Origin of the sequence: Govania unica (genome assembly GCF_027920805.1) — a bacterium.
Taxonomy (GTDB): domain Bacteria; phylum Pseudomonadota; class Alphaproteobacteria; order Sphingomonadales; family Govanellaceae; genus Govanella; species Govanella unica.
The window spans coordinates 31,485-49,833 of the sequence record NZ_JANWOI010000005.1 but is presented as its reverse complement, the minus strand read 5'-3'; the positions used below and the strand labels follow the sequence as shown (position 1 = coordinate 49,833).

At 56.2% G+C, this 18,349-nt stretch carries 11 protein-coding genes; 4 read left to right on the top strand and 7 right to left on the bottom strand.

The genetic code is table 11. The features are described 5' to 3' along the window. Positions 1 to 33: 33 nt before the first annotated feature. Complete coding sequence (locus NYP16_RS13715) at positions 34 to 2,190, bottom strand: TonB-dependent receptor (protein WP_274944730.1); 2,157 nt, start codon at positions 2,188 to 2,190, stop codon at positions 34 to 36. Between the two features lie 48 nt (positions 2,191 to 2,238). Next, positions 2,239 to 3,648, bottom strand: coding sequence for an amidohydrolase family protein (locus NYP16_RS13710; RefSeq protein ID WP_274944729.1), 1,410 nt, complete (start codon positions 3,646 to 3,648; stop codon positions 2,239 to 2,241). Positions 3,649 to 4,320: 672 nt separating this feature from the next. Here NYP16_RS13710 and NYP16_RS13705 point away from each other — a divergent pair. The 3 genes from NYP16_RS13705 (at position 4,321) to NYP16_RS13695 (ending at position 10,037) form a co-directional block, all read left to right on the top strand. Then, positions 4,321 to 6,603 (top strand): TonB-dependent receptor, encoded by a 2,283-nt coding sequence (locus NYP16_RS13705; RefSeq protein ID WP_274944728.1) that lies wholly within the window; start codon positions 4,321 to 4,323, stop codon positions 6,601 to 6,603. A 143-nt stretch (positions 6,604 to 6,746) separates the two neighbouring features. Continuing rightward, positions 6,747 to 8,432 carry an alkaline phosphatase family protein gene (locus tag NYP16_RS13700; protein WP_274944727.1) on the top strand — a complete coding sequence of 562 codons (1,686 nt, stop codon included), beginning with the start codon at positions 6,747 to 6,749 and terminating at the stop codon, positions 8,430 to 8,432. 33 nt (positions 8,433 to 8,465) lie between these two features. Continuing rightward, positions 8,466 to 10,037 (top strand): carboxylesterase/lipase family protein, encoded by a 1,572-nt coding sequence (locus NYP16_RS13695; protein WP_274944726.1) that lies wholly within the window; start codon positions 8,466 to 8,468, stop codon positions 10,035 to 10,037. A gap of 47 nt (positions 10,038 to 10,084) precedes the next feature. Here NYP16_RS13695 and NYP16_RS13690 read toward each other — a convergent pair whose 3' ends face one another. The 3 genes from NYP16_RS13690 to NYP16_RS13680 all read right to left on the bottom strand — a co-directional run bounded on the left by NYP16_RS13690 (position 10,085) and on the right by NYP16_RS13680 (position 14,755). Beyond that, positions 10,085 to 11,434, bottom strand: coding sequence for an MFS transporter (locus tag NYP16_RS13690; protein WP_274944829.1), 1,350 nt, complete (start codon positions 11,432 to 11,434; stop codon positions 10,085 to 10,087). Between the two features lie 50 nt (positions 11,435 to 11,484). Then, complete coding sequence (locus NYP16_RS13685) at positions 11,485 to 13,641, bottom strand: TonB-dependent receptor (RefSeq protein ID WP_274944725.1); 2,157 nt, start codon at positions 13,639 to 13,641, stop codon at positions 11,485 to 11,487. A gap of 181 nt (positions 13,642 to 13,822) precedes the next feature. Next, a complete protein-coding gene (locus NYP16_RS13680) occupies positions 13,823 to 14,755 on the bottom strand; it encodes a LysR family transcriptional regulator (protein WP_274944724.1) in 933 nt (310 codons plus the stop codon). 198 nt (positions 14,756 to 14,953) lie between these two features. On the opposite strand from NYP16_RS13680, the gene NYP16_RS13675 reads away from it, so the two are divergent. After that, a complete protein-coding gene (locus NYP16_RS13675) occupies positions 14,954 to 15,658 on the top strand; it encodes an RraA family protein (RefSeq protein ID WP_274944723.1) in 705 nt (234 codons plus the stop codon). Positions 15,659 to 15,716: 58 nt separating this feature from the next. On the opposite strand, the gene sseA is transcribed toward NYP16_RS13675, so the two are convergent. Further along, a complete protein-coding gene (gene sseA, locus NYP16_RS13670; protein ID WP_274944722.1) occupies positions 15,717 to 16,556 on the bottom strand; it encodes a 3-mercaptopyruvate sulfurtransferase in 840 nt (279 codons plus the stop codon). A 25-nt stretch (positions 16,557 to 16,581) separates the two neighbouring features. Further along, positions 16,582 to 18,336, bottom strand: a complete 1,755-nt coding sequence (locus tag NYP16_RS13665) for a hydantoinase B/oxoprolinase family protein (protein ID WP_274944721.1) — start codon at positions 18,334 to 18,336, stop codon at positions 16,582 to 16,584. Between the last annotated feature and the right edge of the window lie 13 nt (positions 18,337 to 18,349).

Genomic DNA, 18,349 nt, shown 5'->3' with positions numbered 1-18,349 from the left:
TGTCAACACATTCGCCCGGATACCGACAGTCGCTTAGAAGCGACGGCTTACTTGAATGCCAACTTCACGCGGCTGGGTCGTTTGCACGAGATCCGGAATGCCTGGACGTGTCTGCACCGACCAATTGACCGGGGCGCGTTCGTTGAACAGATTCTTTGCAAAGATCGAGGCACTCCACATATCTTCCTCAATGCCGAAGCGCACATTGGCCAGGAAGAAGTCGCCCCATTCGCGATACAGCGGGCTAAAGGTATTGAACTGTGTTTTCGCCTTACCTGTATAGGTTACGTCAGCACGTGCAAAACCTTTAAAGCTCGCAATCGGGAAGCGTTGTTCAACTGACACGCTACCCTGAACCGGGAAGCTGCCTGGGATCGGATCACCCTTCAAACCAGCTTTCGGGCCTTCGACGCGCGTGCTCGGGTTATCTTCACTCAACTCCTGCTTGGAATAACGGAAGCTGAAACTGACGGAAAGCCCCTCGACAGCTGCCGGTCGCGCTACGCCTTCAATCTCGATACCGTAAAGTTTCGCGGTTCCTGCATTGGTCGTATAGGTGAAGGCACCTGTATCGTCATATGCAGCGACCTGAATACCATCCCACTTCATCAGGTAAAAAGCGCTGTTCAACGTCAACTGACGGTCAAACAGCTCTGACTTGATCCCGAGTTCGTAGTTCTTGACGAAATCCGGTTCGTAAGACGGGGGGATGTTGCCAACAAGGGCCGGTGAATTTTCGCCGCCTTCGCGGAAGCCTTGCGAAAAGGTCGCATAGGCAAGGACGCCATCGGTCAGGCGATAGGAAGCCTGGAACTTATAAACGGCATCGTTCGCCTTGGATTTCAGCACCGGCCCATAACCGAGCGGACGGCCAAAGATATCCGCCACCATGTTGCTTTGCGCGTCACGCTTCAGTTCAAAGACCCGTACCCCGCCCAGCAGGCTGAACCGATCCGTCACGTCATAGGTCAACTCACCGAAGATAGCTTTGTTGGTGAAGCTGGTTTCAAGAAAGCTGTCGAAGGCTGCGGCCCGTCCCGGAATAAGGCCCCCGGTCGCATCATCGGTGAAGCCGAGGAAGCTTTCGGAATTCCGTTTACGATCCTGATAGAAGCCTCCGAAAATGACCTGCACAGGCCCCGAGAAGGCCGAGGCGAAACGCAATTCGGCGCTGTAGTTTTCCGTATCGGCGGGCTGATTGATGCGGTTTGACTGGCCAGGTGTGAACTGTGACTGGTCAAAGCTGAAAAATGTGTGGCGTTTGAACAGCGATCCCGTGGCGGTGACGGTCCCAAATCCAAGATCATGCTCAAGCGTCAGATTATACATCTGAACTTCGTCTTTGAACGGCTCGAGCACGAAACCGGGCTTCTCGTCCTTATTGACGAGGGATCGCGGATTGTCATCCACTTCCAGGCTTTGATAATAAGCCGAGGCTGACAGGGTTGTATTATCGCCAATATTCAACTTGGCGATAAGGCGCCCACCGTATGTTTCTTCCTTATCAGATCCATTAATTCCAAGAGCAGGACGATCGAGGAAGCCGGCGCTTTTGCGATAATATCCAACAGCGCGCACAGCCAGAATGTCCTTAACGACAGGCGCATTGACCATGCCATTGATCGAGTAGCGTTCTCCGCCGCTCCGCGCCCGTGTGCCGATGCTGCCATCAATCGAGGCTTCAAATTCATCCGCCTTGGGCTTGTTCATGATATAGCGGATGGTTCCGGCCTGAGACCCCGCACCATAAAGCGTGCCCTGGGGACCGCGCAGAACTTCGATGCGCTCCACATCGTAAAGACGCACATCGGTTTGCTGCACGTTGGTGCCGCCGATGCCCGCAGCCGGGATTTCATCAAAATAGATGCTGACCTGTTCTGTACCGGCTGATGCGGCAAGGCCACGAATGACAATCTGTTTGTTGCCTGGACCGTTGTCGATCGTTGACAGGCCCGGAACGATGCGGGTGAAGTCGCTGAGATCGCTGATCCCGGCGCGTTCGAGCGTCATGCCCGACACGGCGGAAATATTATAAGGAATCTCCTGAACGCTCATTTCACCGCGCTTTGATGCGGTGACGAAAATTTCTTCGAACTGAGCATTGGCGGCGACGGTTTGCGCAGCTACCGGTGACGACGCAATCGCGCCGAGACCAACGAACAACGCCAGCGTCGATGTGGAATGTTTCATACTGTCCTCCCTGAATTGTTTGGATTGTTTTTTGATTGAATCCCGACCTTAAAAACTGTCGGGCAGTTCATCTTTGGTGATCGGCTTGTAATCGGCGCGCGGATAGGCGGTGCCGCGTTTGACGGTCAGAACGACCGAGCGCAGATTGCTGATGTTCTTCGCCGGATCTTTGCTCACGAATACAAGATCCGCCTGTTTACCGGGTTCGATCGTGCCAAGCAGCTTGTCAAGGCCAAGAGCCTTCGCGCCACCCTGCGTCGAAGCCCGAATAACTTCCACCGGCGTCAGGCCAACCTTTTCGGCCATGATCACCAGTTCTTCATGCAGAGCTGGATAAAGATCCTCGACCGGCGTGCGGCCATCGGTTCCGGTTGAAATAGCGACTCCGGCATCATAGGCCGCGCGAGTAAGGCCAGCGGCAAAATTCACCGGACAGGGATAAGGGAAATTCGGATTGGGATCTTTTTTCAGCTGTTTTTCGCGAACATCGTAAAGCCGCAGGGTGGCATCCAGCACAATACCCTTCTGCGCCATATCCCGGAACAGGTCCTTGAACACCGGCGCATCCGGCTTGAGATTGGCGTAATCGGGTTGCAAGCGGTCATGGTAATGCGTTGGCTTCGCAGCCGACGCTTCATAGGCAAGCAGGCAGACATGTGAGATCACATCCACGCCTGCATCCACGTCATCGCGCGGCGTGGCCGGGAAAACCATACCATGGGCCCAGACCTTGAAACCCTGACGATGAGCTTCAGCCGTAATCGCCTTAACAAGATCGCCTTCGAGATTGGCGTATATCTTGATCGCAGTCGCATTGGTGCCACGCGACATGGCAACCGCAAGAGGCATATCCGTGTCATGGGTTATGGCCTGCATCCAAGGCACTTGACCCGGGATCGCACCACGGGCCGAAGAGATGGTCCGGGGGTCATGAAAGAAACTTGGGGCTGCCATCAAGGCGACGTAATAAAGATCCGGCGCCGGGATCTCCTTCATCAAGGAGGCCCGCTGGAGCTCCGCAAGCGCCCTCACATCGCCGGCCATGTCGCGGACACTTGTGATCCCGCTATAGAGATAGCGACGCATCATGGCTTCGGCAGCACGGCGATCAGGGTCGGTCGCCATATGCACATGGCTGTCAATCAGCCCCGGCACAGCATAGAGACCCTCGCTGTCAATGATCTCGGCATTGCCGCCATAATCGCTCACTTTGAGCGCAGCAACGGGCAGCACCGCCGCGATTTTCTCGCCCGTGATCACCACGGCCATATTGGGGCGCGGCTTTGCGCCCGTGCCATCAATCAGAGTGAGGTTTTTATAAATGACGGTCTTTTCAGACTTGGCGACTGCGGCTGTCACTCCATCCGCATCAGCCCAGGATTGCCCGTGAGCCAGCGCAGCCGGAGCCAGCAGCAAGGCGGTGGTGACCAATAACGTCCGCAAAACAGACTGTGTCATAATTCCCCTCCCCGAATGAAACGGCGCACTATGGCCAATATTTGATTTATTATTATGCATAATCTTCTGCCACATCATTATATTACATGTCAAATAAAATTCTACCGGACAGCCCGACAAAGAATCTGTATTTAGTGCACTGATATATAAAGATTAAATGATAACAGAGCAGCACTCATATGCGGGACGATCTGCCAAAGCGCCAAAAGTCTTCCATATTTGCGCGAGAACCGAGAACCGTTAACTTTAACAGCAATTCAACTTTTATCTGCAAAGAGGGCATTTCCTGCAAGTCACGCCGCAATCGAAACCGCAGCGATCACCGCCGCAATGCCCTCGCAATCAGCCTTCGCAGAGACACTGCCACCCATGCCCGGATGGCCCAGAGACGGTGGCTGTATTGCCCTTCGTTCCGGACCTTTGGGATAGGCTAGATTATGGCGCCATTAGTATATTTCAGTTGAAGCAGCGTTTCGCTATCCCTAATAAATATTAGACCTCATGCAGGAAATTCCTTTGCGAGAAAATCACAAAAAGGAAATTTCTTAAGTATCGAGTACGGGGAAATTTAGGGTTTAGAGAATTTACAAGTAAATATGAATAGATTTTGATTCCGGGTTTGAGATTTTTCTTTAAATCTCATTTTCAAAAAATAATAGGGGGAAATAATACATGAAATTTTCATGTAAATGGGTGTTTTTATCTGCGACTGCCCTTTCGGGGATATCGGCTCTTCCTGCTGTCGCTCAACAGTCTGCCTCTCCCGAGGCGCTTGAGATTATCACCGTAACGGCCCAGCGGCGTGAACAGCTTCTGAAAGACGTTCCGATCAGCATTTCCGCCTTTTCGGCTGAAACGATTGCCAAGGCGAACATCACTGAGGCAAAAAATTATCTCGCCCTTTCGCCAAATGTGAGCTTCACCGAAGATGGCGGGATCGGCAATCGATCAATCAACATTGCCATCCGTGGCGTCAGCGATGTCAGCCGAGGTCTTGGAACCTCCCAGATCGGTTATTACGTCGATGAACTGAGCGTCGGCGTGACCGCCAAAGGCACCTACAATCCTCAGCTTCTGGACGTTGAGCGGATCGAAGTTCTTCGTGGGCCTCAAGGCACCTATTTTGGCCGGGGCGCCGCAGGTGGTGCTCTGAACATCACGACCAAGCGGCCTACGGATGATTTTTACGCCGAAGCCGGGGCCGAAGCGTCGCGCTTCGACACCTATAAGGGCTATGGCATTGTCAACGTTCCGCTGACGCAAGGGCTCTCATTCCGCGGGGTTGGGTCCTATGAAACGAGCAACGGCCTTGTCCGCAACGTCAACCCGAAGGGCACGCCCAACAGCGGCTATGATTATGTCTATCTGCGCGGTGCGCTGCGTGCGGTTCTAAGCGATCGTCTGACGGCGGACCTCTCGGTCGCCTATACGGACGAAGATGAGGGCATGGATGCCACGGTGGCGTCAGGCGTCCTCGATCTGGACACCCGCGGCACCTTCGGTTCCGGCTTCAAGGCGATTAACGAACAACTGGGCTTCTATCCGGAAAACAAACGCTTCGTTAACCACAACTCGCCCGAATTTAACCGCAACAGTTCCATCCTCATCAACAATCGCCTGAACTGGGAAGGCGATGGCTTCTCGATCCGCTCGATCACTGGTTACCTCGGCAGCAAGAATGCGCGCCAGTTCGACCAGGACAATATCTCGGTCGATGCGTTAACGCGTAATAACAACAATAAAGGCGACTCCTTCAGCCAGGAATTGCGGATTCAGTCTGAAGGCAAGGGTGCTTTCGAATGGGTGATCGGTGGCCTTTATGCGCATGATAAGATCAGCCAATTCAGCTCGATCAAGGTCGGCAGCCTGACAACTTATACTGATCCGGTGACGGGCAAGGTGACCGCTTTGCTGCCCCCGGCATGGGGGCCTGGCTTCCTCGTCAACCAAGGTGATGGGGTCTACAAGGCCGAGAGTCTGGCCGGGTTCGCTGACCTGACATGGCACGTCATGCCGCGCCTTACGCTTACCGCCGGCGCGCGCTTCTCGCATGACACAATCCACATGAGTGCCTTCAACACTATCGCGAGTAACAAGCCGTTGGCCAGCTCGGCGGGCAGCGCCAGCTTCAACGATTTCTCGCCCCGCTTCGTGGCCCGCTACGATGTAACCGACGAAGCGAACATCTATGCGAGTGTCTCATCGGGCTACAGACCGGGGGGCGTCGATATCAATACGGCCGTCATATCCCCATTCAGCCCCGAGAAGCTCTGGAGTTACGAGGCTGGCTTTAAAGGCTCGGCACTTAATAACGCCGTCCAATACAGCGCGTCGTTCTTCTATCTGAAATGGAGCGATCTGCAGGTCAAGTCGAGATATTATCGTGATCCGAACGATATCTCCTCCAACGTCACTCTGACCTTGAACGCGGCTGAGGCGACCAACAAGGGCTTTGAATTCGAAGTCCAGACACGCCTTTCGGAATCGCTGCGGGCTTCGGCTGGCTTCGGTTTCCTGGACAGCAAGTTCGACAGCTTTCCTGACGCGGTATTGCCCGGGAAACGTAACGTGGACATGTCCGGTCGCCGGGTCCCGAAGACACCACGCTACACGTTCAGCGCCGCGCTCGATTATGACCACAACATCTCAGGCAACTGGGACTTCTTCAGTCGCGCTGAATTGAACTATCGTTCGTCGGCTCCGGGCGATCTTGAGGGTGCTGCAGCGGTCGCGCTGGGCCTTCCCAACTTCCCCTATATCCCCAAAGCCTATACCGTTGTGAACCTGCGCGCCGGGATCAATAACAACCGGTATGAACTGGGTGCCTATGTGGAAAATCTGTTCAAGGAAGATTACTACACGGGGACTGCGGATGGTTTCGGTCTCGCTGGTATCCGCCTGCGCCCGCATCCCCGCATCTGGGGCGTGACAGCAAAGTTCAAGTTCGGAAACTGAGATCTGGCCACAAGGCTGTAGATTGATGCTAACTAGATCAGTCACCCGTCGTCTTTGAGACGGCGGGTGACTTTTTCATGATACAGGCAGAGCAGCACACATCCCTTAAATAAAACCGAGTGCGATAAAAAGAGGACGAACAGATGAAACGCAGGGTCATGACATGGATGATGGCGGGTCTTGCGCTGCTGTCCATAACCGGTGCGGCTCATGCCGATGCCAAACCAAAGCTCGTCATTCTCATCTCGATCGATCAGTTCAGCGCGGATCTGTTCAACGCCTATCGCGGGCAGTATCGCGCCGGATTGAAAGAGCTTTCATCCGGCATTGTCTATCCCAGCGCCTATCACGAGCATGGCGTTACCGAAACATGCGCCGGCCATGCGGTGATTGCCACCGGCAACCACCCCAACCGCACGGGAATCATCGCCAACGAATGGTTCGATGGAACACTGGGTAAGGATCGATATTGCACCGATGACGCCGTCCATGTGGCTGCGACCGCAAAGCGCGTGCTTGGTGTCGGGCCGGGGCTTCTCGAAGTCTCGACAATCGGCGACTGGCTGAAGTCCGCGTCACCGGCCAGCCGTGTGTTTTCCGTCGCCGGCAAGGATCGGTCGGCGATCATGATGGGCGGACACAAACCCGATGGCGCCTTCTGGTTTGATGGCAAGCAGGGCTTCGACACATGGGGCGTGACTGTCGACGACGCCCGGACCCGGCTTACGCCGCTTGCGCCCTTCAATGCAAAGCTCGCCTCCCGTATCGCGCAGCACGCGCCGATCTGGACCTATTTCGACAAGACCTGCAAAACGCGTGAGGCGCAGATCCCGCTCGCTGGGGGCAAGACGTTCAATTCGCACCTGCCGCCGGATTTGCCACCGCCGCTTCCGGGACAGGCGGCGACGACAAACCCCATATTGCCGCCCTGGTTCTATGACACTGTCACGCTCGAAGCGGCCGTGAGCCTCATTGCCTCCGAGAAACTCGGGCATGGTCAGGCGACCGATATTCTCGCCATCGGCCTGTCGGGCACGGATATGGTCGGCCACGTCTATGGTTCGCAAGGGCCTGAGATGTGCGATCAGATCGCGCGCCTGGATGACGAGCTGGGACGTTTCCTGAAGCACATAAAGGCGCTGGGAGTTCCCGTCCTGATCGCGGTCACGGCGGATCACGGCGGATCCGATATCCCCGAACGGCTCAACATGCGCGGCTATCCCCGCGCAGAACGCATTGAACCCCTTGCCCTGTTGGCGCAGCTCAACGCCGGGGTTCGCGCAGGCGTCGGCATCGATTGGGACCCGTTGCGGTCGGCGCTTTTCGACCCTACGCGGCTGACAATTGTCGATCGCGACGGGAAGGTCCTCGGAGATGCAGCATTACGCCACAGGATCGCGGATGAAACCGCGGCCCGGGCACGCACGCTGCCGGGCGTCGCAGGCGCCTGGACGGCGGATGTGCTTCAGGCTCATCCTGTCGATCCGCGTCTTCTGCCTGATCAGTTGTCGTTGGGCGATCGCATGGCGCTCTCGTTCTATCCGGCGCGGACTGCTGACGTCTCACTCCTGTTCGATCCTATGGTGACGGCTGCCCCGCTTTTCCCGGGACGGTTGCTGATGGGGCATTCCGGTGCGAGCGATCTCAATCGGCGTGTCCCCATGCTTTTCTGGTGGCCGGGCGTGGCATCGCAGGAGCGTGCAGTTCCTGTGGCCGTGACGGATCTCGCCCCAACGCTTGCAGCTTATATCGGGGTGCAGCCGGACGGGACCATCGATGGACGCTGCCTGAACATTGGCGAAACCGAAGACATCTGCGCGCGCAAATAACAGACACCTATGAACCGAGAAGGAGCTTGAACAATGATGAAGATCAATCAAGTCGCTGCGGTCCTTGTCTCGACCGTTTTTATGATCTCCACCGCAGCCCACGCCCAATCCGTGGTAAAAACGGACAGCGGCGCAGTTTCCGGCATCAAGGCGGGTGACGTTATCGCCTATAAAGGCATTCCCTTTGCCAAACCCCCGGTCGGAGACCTGCGCTGGCGCGCCCCTGAGCCGGTCACACCCTGGAAGGGTGTAAAGGTCGCGGACAAATATCGCGCGGACTGCATGCAGGTCATGTTCAAAGTTGTTGACGCGCCGCTTGCCGGGGCGCCGTCCGAAGATTGCCTATATACCAATATCTGGACATCTGCCCATGCATCCGCCAAAAAGCGCCCGGTCATGGTCTGGGTCTATGGCGGCGGCTTCGTCAATGGCGGCAGTTCACCCGCAGTCTATGCCGGTGACAAGTTCGCGCAATCGGATGTCGTCTTCGTCAGCTTCAATTATCGCCTCGGTCGTTTCGGGTATTTTGCCCATCCGGCGCTGAGCAAGGAAGCTGGTGCTGCGCCGCACGGCAATTACGCCATACTTGATCAGATCGCGGCCTTGAAATGGGTGCAGCGTAACATCGCGGCCTTTGGCGGAGATCCTGATAATGTCACCATCCTTGGACAATCCGCAGGTGGCATGGCGGTCCACGCGCTTGTGACGACACCTCTCGCAAAGGGTCTTTTCAGCAAGGCGATCGTGATGTCTGGTGGGGGACGCAAGCTCCTCGGCCCAACAATGAGTTCCAAGCAAGCGGAGACGATCGGTGCTGAATTCGCGAAGTCCAAAGGTGTCGAGGGTGATGCCGCGCCAGCGCTCAAGGCGCTCCGCGCGCTCTCCGCAGATCAGGTGATGGACGGGCTCAGTCTCATGACGCTGTTCACCGCGAAAAATTTCACCCCCTTATATGCCGACGGGCAGGTCGTGAGCGGCCCGATCGACGAGACCTATCAGGACGGCAAAGGAGCCAATATCCCGATGATCATCGGCACAACGAACGCCGATGGTTTCTTCTTCGGCGACAATCTGGACCAGGCCTATGCTCCCGTCGGTGCGGCCCGGGCTGAGGCTGAAAAGATCTATGATCCCGAAAACAAGCATGATGCGATGCGGATCGGTGAAGCGATTTCAGCGGATATGATGCTTATCGAACCGGCACGTCATGTCACCCGGATCATTTCGCAAAAAGGACAGCCGGTATATGCGTATCGCTATGGCTATGTGCCTGGCTATCTCCGCACCAAGGTGTTCGGCGCGGCTCACTCATCCGAACTTCCATTCGTCTTCGACAATGTCGAGGTCCGGCATGGCGCGATGACCACCGAAGCCGACAATGCCGAAGCACGACTGATCCATGACTATTGGGTCAACTTCGCCAAAACCGGCGTGCCGTCTTCGACGAGCGGAGGAGAATGGTCGAAATATGACACCGCGTCCGATGACATCATGATCTTTGACACAAAAGGCGCGCATCAGCAGCCCGACCCTTTCCGCACACGACTCGACTTTGCCGAACGCCTCGCGACCATGAGTTCAGCTGACACGACACAACCCAAGTGATGAACGATGCGCTGCAATCAGCGCTCACTGTCATCAGGACATTTGATCTAGTTTTTGCTATAGTGTTTTCTGAATTGCAGCAACAACAATACGGCAGAGATACACATAACGACGCAATAAGTAGCAAGGGAATACAACAGGGCTTTATCCCCTTGGAACACGTGGTCGCTGAGTAACCCCACAGATATCGGGCCGAGGCCGAGGCCGAGCGCGTTGACCACGAACACATAGACCGCAGAGGCCCGCCCGCGGATAAAGGGAGCGGCAACGAGCTGGATCGCCGTGGGCCCCACGCCGATCACCAGACTAGAGGTAAACTGGATCACCACTATCAAAGCGAAAAGCCCGGAGCCGGAGCGGACAAAAGGCATGGCCAGCAGGAACGGCAGGGTCAGGCCGGCCGCCAGAACCAGCACCCGGGCTAGGCCATCTTGCGGGAAGCGGCGCGACCAGCGATCGGCCAACAGGCCGCCCAGCAGCACACCCAAAGGCGCGCAAATGAGCATCACCAGACCCACTTTCAAGCCAATTTCAGACAGGCTCCAACCGAACTCCCGAGCCAGAACGGTCGAGCACCAGGAGATGATCCCGTAGCTGACCGCAACCACACAGGCGCAGCCGAACATCAGGCTGCCATAGAGCCCGCGACTGGCCCAAAGATAGGCGAAGACACCAGGCTCCTGTTCGGCCGCGGGCGAAGGTTTGAACTGAGACAGACCTTTGCGCTGAGGTTCGCGCAGAAGGCCGGTCAGAAGGAGGAATAAAACACCCGGCAGGCTGAGTACTATAAAAGTCAACTGCCAGGCCGCAAAGCCGCCAAGCCAGACATGATCCAGCGGCACCATGGCATCAATAGCCGTATAGATCGCACCACCCGCCAGAAACGCGAGGCCAGCGCCGATCAGTGAGCCCATCTGGAAAACGCTGATGGCTGTTGCCAGCCAGCGCTTTTCAACAATATCGGTGATAATCGAATAGCCCGCGGGCGAGAGTGCGGCTTCACCCACGCCGACACCAATGCGGGCCAGAAGCAGTTGTGGAAAGTTGCGGGCAAACCCGCAGCTGGCAGTGGCCAAAGACCACACGGCGACACCCCAGAAGATCACCCATTTCCGCGACCAGACATCCACCAGGTGCCCGAGCGGAATTCCGATGCCCGCATAGAACAAACCGAAGGCCAGACCGTGCAACAGACCGAGCTCTGTATCCGACAAGCCAAGATCGGTTTTGATCGGCTCGAACAACAAAGACAAGGCGAAGCGATCAATGAGCGAGAAAGCCATGGTCAGCGACAACAAGCCGACCACATAAAAGGCGTATAGAGAACTGCTTTTTACAGGCTTGGTAGGGATAGCATTGCAGGGCGTCTCGTCGATGGTTTCAGAAACGCCCCGCATACTGGTCACTTTCTATATTTTCCTTGGAATAATCACACCACGACAGCAGATCAGAATTTGGCGTTCAGCTGGACCCCATAAGTCCGCGGTTCGCCAAACAGCACCTGATCGCTGCCCGAGAACTGGCGCGTGAATTCTTTATAGGTCGCATTGGTCAGGTTCTTGCCCCAGGCGAATATGCCGTATTGTCCATCCTGAAATTCATAACCGAGACGAACATTGACCAGCGTATAGCCATGCTCGATGTTAAATGGCAGGTTATCCGGTTGCAAGTAAGTCTTCCCCACATAGGCGAGCTGCGGCGACAAGCTGAGCTCCCCCGGGCCGACAGGCACGCGCATATCCACACCGATATTGGCGCTCCATTTCGGGGTTTTTTCGGTGATATGCCCGGTGAAATTTTGGCCGCTAGTGGTCGCCCCGGCGAACTCGGTATATTTGCCGTCGAGATAGCCAAGACCGCCGAAGACCAACAGCCACTGGTTCGGGACTGCCGTGAATTCAACCTCGAAACCTTTGACTTCGGACGCGCCGGCGTTGCGGGTGATCACCGTCGGGATGCCGCCGATGGTTTCGAATTGCGGGACCTGACGATCTTTATATTCTGAATAGAATACCGAAGCGCTGAGGCGCAGCTTGCCGCCCAGAAGTTCGGACTTGAGACCAGCTTCGTAAGAGGTCACAAATTCGGAATCAAAGGTGATGTCTTTGTTGGTCAAAGGTGCAGGCGTGGCCAGCGGATCGACGTTAAAGCCGCCGGATTTGAAACCACGGCTGACCGACAGAAAGGTAGAAACCTCCTCCACCCAGCGATAATTGGCGGACAGGGTCCAGGATGGCTCGGTCGAGGAAATACGCAGATCGGGGAAGTTCTTGTTAAACGCCGGGGTCGGACTGGTCTGCTGGTAACTGCCTTCTTTCTTTTCGTAGGTCGCCCGCACACCGGCAGTGACCGCAAGCTTTGGCGTGAAATTGGCGGTCACATTGGCGAAGCCGGCAAAGGACGTGGTATCAAGCGGCCCCCGGGTGAAGAAGATCGGATTGCCGCTGGCATAAATATTCCGGCTCGCCGAGGCGTCTTGCTTGTAATAATAAAGCCCGACCAGATAATCGATAAACTGTTGCCCGGGAGAAGAAATGCGCAACTCCTGAGTATATTGTTTGAAGTTATCGGTAAACGGTCCCGAATGGAAAACATCCACCGGCACCTGATCGATATCGCTATAGACCGTGATATCCACATGGCGGAAGGAACTGATCGAGGTCAGGGTATGACCGGAGCCGAGCGTGTAATTCGCCGACAAGGCAAAGCCATACATATCGCGCTCAATAGAATTACGCCGGTTGGTGTTCACTTCGAAGCGGTTCGGATTATAATAGCCGGCGCCGAACGCCGCAGCAGAGCCGAGCTGATTGAGGACAGCATTCTGATCGTCATGGGTATAGTCGCCGCTCAGATTGATTTCCAAAGCGTCACTGGGCTTCAGCTGGAATTGGAGCATACCAGACCGACGCTTTTCCGATTGCAGTTTCGAGTCATCAAACAGGTTATGTAAATAGCCATCGCGGTCCCAGGTGGCGACCGTCGCCTTGGCCAGCAATTTATCGGTCAAGGGGCCGCTCACCGAGCCTTTGAAACGGATGGCGTTATAGTTTCCGTAACTGATCTCAGCATTGCCGCTCAGCACCTCGGTTGGTTTGCGGGTGACGATATTAATCACACCCCCCATGGTGTTCTTGCCAAACAAGGTGCCCTGAGGACCACGTAGAATTTCGATCTGGGCCACATCGGCCAGATCCATATTATAAGCACTGGTGCGCCCGGCATAGACGCCATCCACATAAAGCCCGGTGCCGCTTTCAATACCGATATTGCGGGAATCGCCACCGACCCCGCGAATGGTGATATCCGTTTGCAAAGCACTGCGGTCGGAATAATACAGCCCCGGCACGAAGTTTTTGACATCCTTCAGACTGGTGGCTGACAACCGGTCGAGCTGGGCCGAGGAAAAAGTACTGACCGAAATCGGCACGTCCTGCAGGCTTTCCACGCGTTTCCGGGCGGTGACCATAATTTCTTCCATCTGGAAGCCGGAGCTTTGGGCAAAGGCCTGAGAGCCCGGCTGGAGCAGCAACAGGGCCGCCGCGCTGGTCAGCCCGAACAGGCCGTGTTTTACAAGCCCTGCGGCCCGATCGCTTATGGTCATTGGTCCCGATATCACGCGCATTCTCAATCCCCCTCCAAAAGACGCAGACCTCTTCTTAATCAAAAGGGCCTGTCACTGTTTCGTATAGTGAAAAGCTGTCACCTGGGGGGCCTGGACGCTAATTGAATATATTTATGGAGCGGCATAAAAGAATGTTTCACAATCACCAGAGGGGCACGCATTAGATCCAGAAATGCTCCGGATTGACCGTTTCGCCATAGGCCTTGGCGATGGTCCGCGCCATCTCGACCACGCGCGTGACCATCGGGCGGACCGTTGGAATTTTATAACAGGCGGTCAGATAGGCCGGCGGCAGTGCTTGTTTGACCGGCAGGCTGAGCACCGTGCCGTTGCGCAAATCATCGGCCATGATCAGCGATGGAATGGCCATGATCCCAAGCCCATTACGGATCAGGTGGGCCGAGGTCGACAGGGAGAAGGCATTCATGGTGATGCGGTCGACGGATCCGGGCAGACTATCGAGACCGTAACCAGCGAAATATTCTCGGACCATGGCATAGCCCGAGGTGCCCTTACGAGTTGGAATAACCGGCAATTTTGCAATATCGACTATATCGAGATTATCTTCACCCGACATAAATTTAGGATGGCCGATCCAGCGCATGTCATAATTGCATATATAATCATGAGTGATATTGGGCTCATTCGAAGGCCCCCAGGCAAAGGCGATATCGATTTCATCCTTGCGCAGAGAATCCGTCAGCGAGATCGTGGTCTCGGTGATGAAATCCACCTCGCTGATAAAATCTGAGCTGCGGATCGCTTCGACGAATTGCGGGAACCAGGACAGCGTCACCAATTCGATCACACCAATGCGCAGCACCGCCTTGTCGCTATCGGCGGACCCCACGTCCTCCTTCATTTTATTGCATAGATCCACAATCTGTTCGGCATAATCGAACAGGCGACGGCCGGCGGCGGTGAGCTGAAATTCTTTGGTGCCGCGTACATAAAGCTTCGTGCGGAGATAGTCTTCGAGCGAGGTAATGCGGGATGAAATATTGGGCTGCGTGGTGTTCAGTTTTTCAGCCGTGGTGCGAAAGTTCTTGAGCCGAGCCAGCCAGATGAAGGTTTCCACAAAACGAATATTCATACTGTTATCCTCATCTGAACAAGAGAAAGTCACGCCTTACAGTCTATAAACCTCGATCGCCTCACTAAAGCACGGGCCCCCGGATGGACCCAATCGGTTCCAGTGATGGTTTCTCATAAAGAAAATGATCTTGCCTGATTCAGGCATAAAAAAATACCCTTCCTTGAATTCACGTCAGACTTTATGGGGAGAGTATTCATGTTGCCGGAACGAAAAATCTATGTGGTGAACGATATGCCGCCACAAATAACTGAGGCTCAAAGACAAGCCCTGCTCGCCCTCGATACCGGGACCATTGGCCATCATCTGGAATCCGGCTTTATGGATCCCGGCATCCTGCCGCGCTCCCCGGGTGCGAAAATCGCCGGGACAGCGGTGACAGTGCGCATCACGGTGCCGGATTCCATCATGGCCCATTACGCGCTTAAATTCACGCGGCCCGGGGATATTCTGATCATCGACCGGGGCCAGGATCAACGCGTCACCGGCTGGGGGGCGGCGACCATCTATGCGGCGGCAGCCACCGGTATTGCAGGGGTGATCATCGATGGCTCAGCCAATGATATCTCGGACGCTCATAAAGCCGGTCTGCCGATCTGGTCCCGCAACATCAGTCCGGTGACGACGAAATATCGCGGCCTCGGCGGTGAGATGAATATTCCCGTCAGCTGCGGCGGCGTGGCCGTCAATCCGGGCGACGCCATTCTAGCCGACGAAAATGGCATCGTCATCATCAGCCCAAGCGAACTCGATGAAGTGATCAAGGCCGGACAGGACTGGCTGGATGCTGAGAACGCTTTTCTCGAAACCCTGCGCCAGAACCCGGGGCTATGTTACCCGGATGTGACCGGGGCTTCCAAAATTGTCGAAGACAGCTTGCGGGCCCAAGCGCTAAAATCATAATCCGACAGCCCACCGATCCGGATGGCGTCCAAGCGAGGCCATCCGGATTTTCATACGCCTACACAGAAGCGACCGGCAGTTCCGGATCCGCGCCCCATTCGGCCCAAGCGCCGTCATAGACCGCCACCTCTGTTTTGCCCAGCACAGCGAGCCCGAGCGCCAGAACGCAGGCAGTGATGCCGCTGCCACAGAAGGCCACAACAGGTCGGGTGAGATCAAGGCCCGCCGCTTCAAAGGCCCGTGCGATATCAGGGACAGAGTGAAGCATCCCGCTTGCAGGATCCAGCAGCGCACCAAAGGGCAGGTTCAAAGACCCCCGCATATGGCCCCGGCGCAACCCGGCGCGGGGTTCCGGATCGGCACCGGAAAAGCGCCCGGCGGAGCGGGCGTCGATAACCTGTTCCCGCGCTGTTGCGAGAATATCCAGCATCTCACGGCGACTGCGGATCAGATCAGTCTCAAACCCGGCTGTGAATATTGCGCTGGCGGGAGCCGCCGTACCGGGTTCCGTCGGCAGGCCCAAATCACGCCAACGGCGCAGCCCCCCGTCCAGCACTGCAACCGCAGGATGGCCGAACACCCGCAGCATCCACCATACCCGGGCGGCAGACATCAGGCCGTGGCTGTCATAGACCACCACCATGCTGTCATTGCTGATCCCCAGGGCCCCAATGCTGGCCGCGAACTGCGCTGCGGTTGGCAGCATATGGGGTAAGGGATTGTCCTGATCGCTGACGGCGTCGATATCGAAAAACCGCGCGCCGGGAATATGGGCCTGATCAAATTCCGCTTGCGCATCCCGACCCGCGCCGGGCATATGCCAGCTGGCATCCAACACGGACAGCTGCGGGTTATGCAGATTGTCCGCGAGCCATTCGGCGCTCACTACAGCGTCCATTGCCTGTCCTTTTCCGGGAAGCCTGCTAAACGTCTTTGGCCCAATCCGGGAGCAGGCGTTTCACTTCCTCCAACTGGGCCGCGCCGTAATGGTCGAGGATGGCCTGAGCGGATAGTTTGCCGCCAAGAAAGTCTGTGGCAAGGGCCGAGACCGCGCGGCTTCCAGGCACACCCACGCCGCCACCGCCGGGTGTTTCCACCCGGATCGACTCCCCGGCTTGCAGGACCCTGCCGGGCTGATTGGCCGGGATGCGCCGTTCCTGCGCGCTGCCCACGTCCCGGGTGATGCTGCCAAGACCGCCAGTCCCGCCGCCCAGCAAAGCCGCCGCCGGAACCACCGTCCCTTCGGTCGAGGCATAGCAGAAGGTGCCGTCATCCAGAGCCCGGATCTGTCGTGCGATACCAAGGCCGCCGCGATACTGGCCATAGCCGCCGCTATCCGGCACCAGGGCATATTCTTCCACCAGCAGAGGATATTCATTTTCCAAAGCTTCTGCCGGGAGATTGGAGGAATTCGTGATATGCACGTGAGTGCCGTCCATGCCGTCTTCTGTATAAAGAGCGCCAGACCCGCCGCCGATGGTCTCTACATAGACATAAGTCCCATTGCGGCGGCGGGACTGACCGGACATGACAATAGCCGGCATGGCATCATTGCCCGAAGCCATCAGACGTTCAGCGGGCAGCAAAGGGGCGAACGCCCCGATCACCGCACCGGCCACACGCTGAGCCGTGGCTGCACGCATGCCGACGGCCGCGGGGAAGTTTGGATTGGTGATAGTGCCTTGCGGCATTTTCAATTCAATGGCCCCGAACATGCCTTCATTGGCAATAAGATCCGGATCCAGCAGAGTTTTCACCACGTAATAAACGCAGGCCCGCATGGCGCTTTCAGGCATATTATAGCCACCCCGGGACTGTCGCCCCGAACCTTCAAAATCAACCACAAGACTGTCGTCTTCCACCGTGACCGTGGCGGTAATCGGCACCGGCTCGCCACCCAAACCGTCGTCATCCATATAGGTTGTAAAACTGCCGGAACCATTGGCGATACCATTGATACGGCCGCGCAACCGGCGTTCCGTATAGAGCAGAATATCTTCGATAGATTGTTCCACCGCATCGAGCCCGAGTTGCGCCACCAGCTGATGGACAAGACGCTTGCCGCGTTCATTGGCAGCGATCTGGACTTTCAGATCGACGATGCGGTCTTCGGGTTCGCGACTGTTGCTCGAGACAAAGGCCAGAATATCCGGCTCGGGAACATTATTGCGGGCCACGCGCACGAGGGGAATTCGCAAGCCTTCTTCAAACACCGTACCGGCAGTAGGAGAGACAGAGCCCGGTGCTGACCCGCCCACATCTGAATGATGGCCGATATTGGCGGCAAAAAAGCGCAGGTTTCCATCGCAGAAAATCGGCGTGACAATGGTGATATCCGGCGCATGGGTGCCACCCGCCAGATAAGGATCATTGCACATAAAGGCATCGCCATCCGAGATATCTTCAATTTCGTACTGCCGCAGCAAAGCCTCGACACCACCGGCCAGAGAACCGAGATGCATGGGAATATGCGCGGCCTGAGAAATCAGCCGGCCCATATAATCGAACAGCGCCACGGAGCAATCTTTACGCTCTTTGATATTGGGAGAGAAGGAGGCTCTGATCAGAGTATTGCCCATCTCCTCGGTGATGGTCAGCAGACGATTGGAAAAGACTTCCATGGTGATGGGGTCGAAAACCCGGATATCATTGTTTTTCGAAGTAAGCTCACGGGACATGGTCTATCCTTTC

Coding starts and splice junctions, on each gene's coding strand:
- NYP16_RS13700 (WP_274944727.1), top strand. CDS start 6,747: ATGAAACGCAGGGTCATGACATGGATGATGGCGGGTCTTGCGCTGCTG.
- NYP16_RS13680 (WP_274944724.1), bottom strand. CDS start 14,755: ATGAATATTCGTTTTGTGGAAACCTTCATCTGGCTGGCTCGGCTCAAG.
- NYP16_RS13710 (WP_274944729.1), bottom strand. CDS start 3,648: ATGACACAGTCTGTTTTGCGGACGTTATTGGTCACCACCGCCTTGCTG.
- NYP16_RS13705 (WP_274944728.1), top strand. CDS start 4,321: ATGAAATTTTCATGTAAATGGGTGTTTTTATCTGCGACTGCCCTTTCG.
- NYP16_RS13695 (WP_274944726.1), top strand. CDS start 8,466: ATGATGAAGATCAATCAAGTCGCTGCGGTCCTTGTCTCGACCGTTTTT.
- NYP16_RS13715 (WP_274944730.1), bottom strand. CDS start 2,190: ATGAAACATTCCACATCGACGCTGGCGTTGTTCGTTGGTCTCGGCGCG.
- NYP16_RS13665 (WP_274944721.1), bottom strand. CDS start 18,336: ATGTCCCGTGAGCTTACTTCGAAAAACAATGATATCCGGGTTTTCGAC.
- sseA (WP_274944722.1), bottom strand. CDS start 16,556: ATGGACGCTGTAGTGAGCGCCGAATGGCTCGCGGACAATCTGCATAAC.
- NYP16_RS13675 (WP_274944723.1), top strand. CDS start 14,954: ATGTTGCCGGAACGAAAAATCTATGTGGTGAACGATATGCCGCCACAA.
- NYP16_RS13685 (WP_274944725.1), bottom strand. CDS start 13,641: ATGACCATAAGCGATCGGGCCGCAGGGCTTGTAAAACACGGCCTGTTC.
- NYP16_RS13690 (WP_274944829.1), bottom strand. CDS start 11,434: ATGCGGGGCGTTTCTGAAACCATCGACGAGACGCCCTGCAATGCTATC.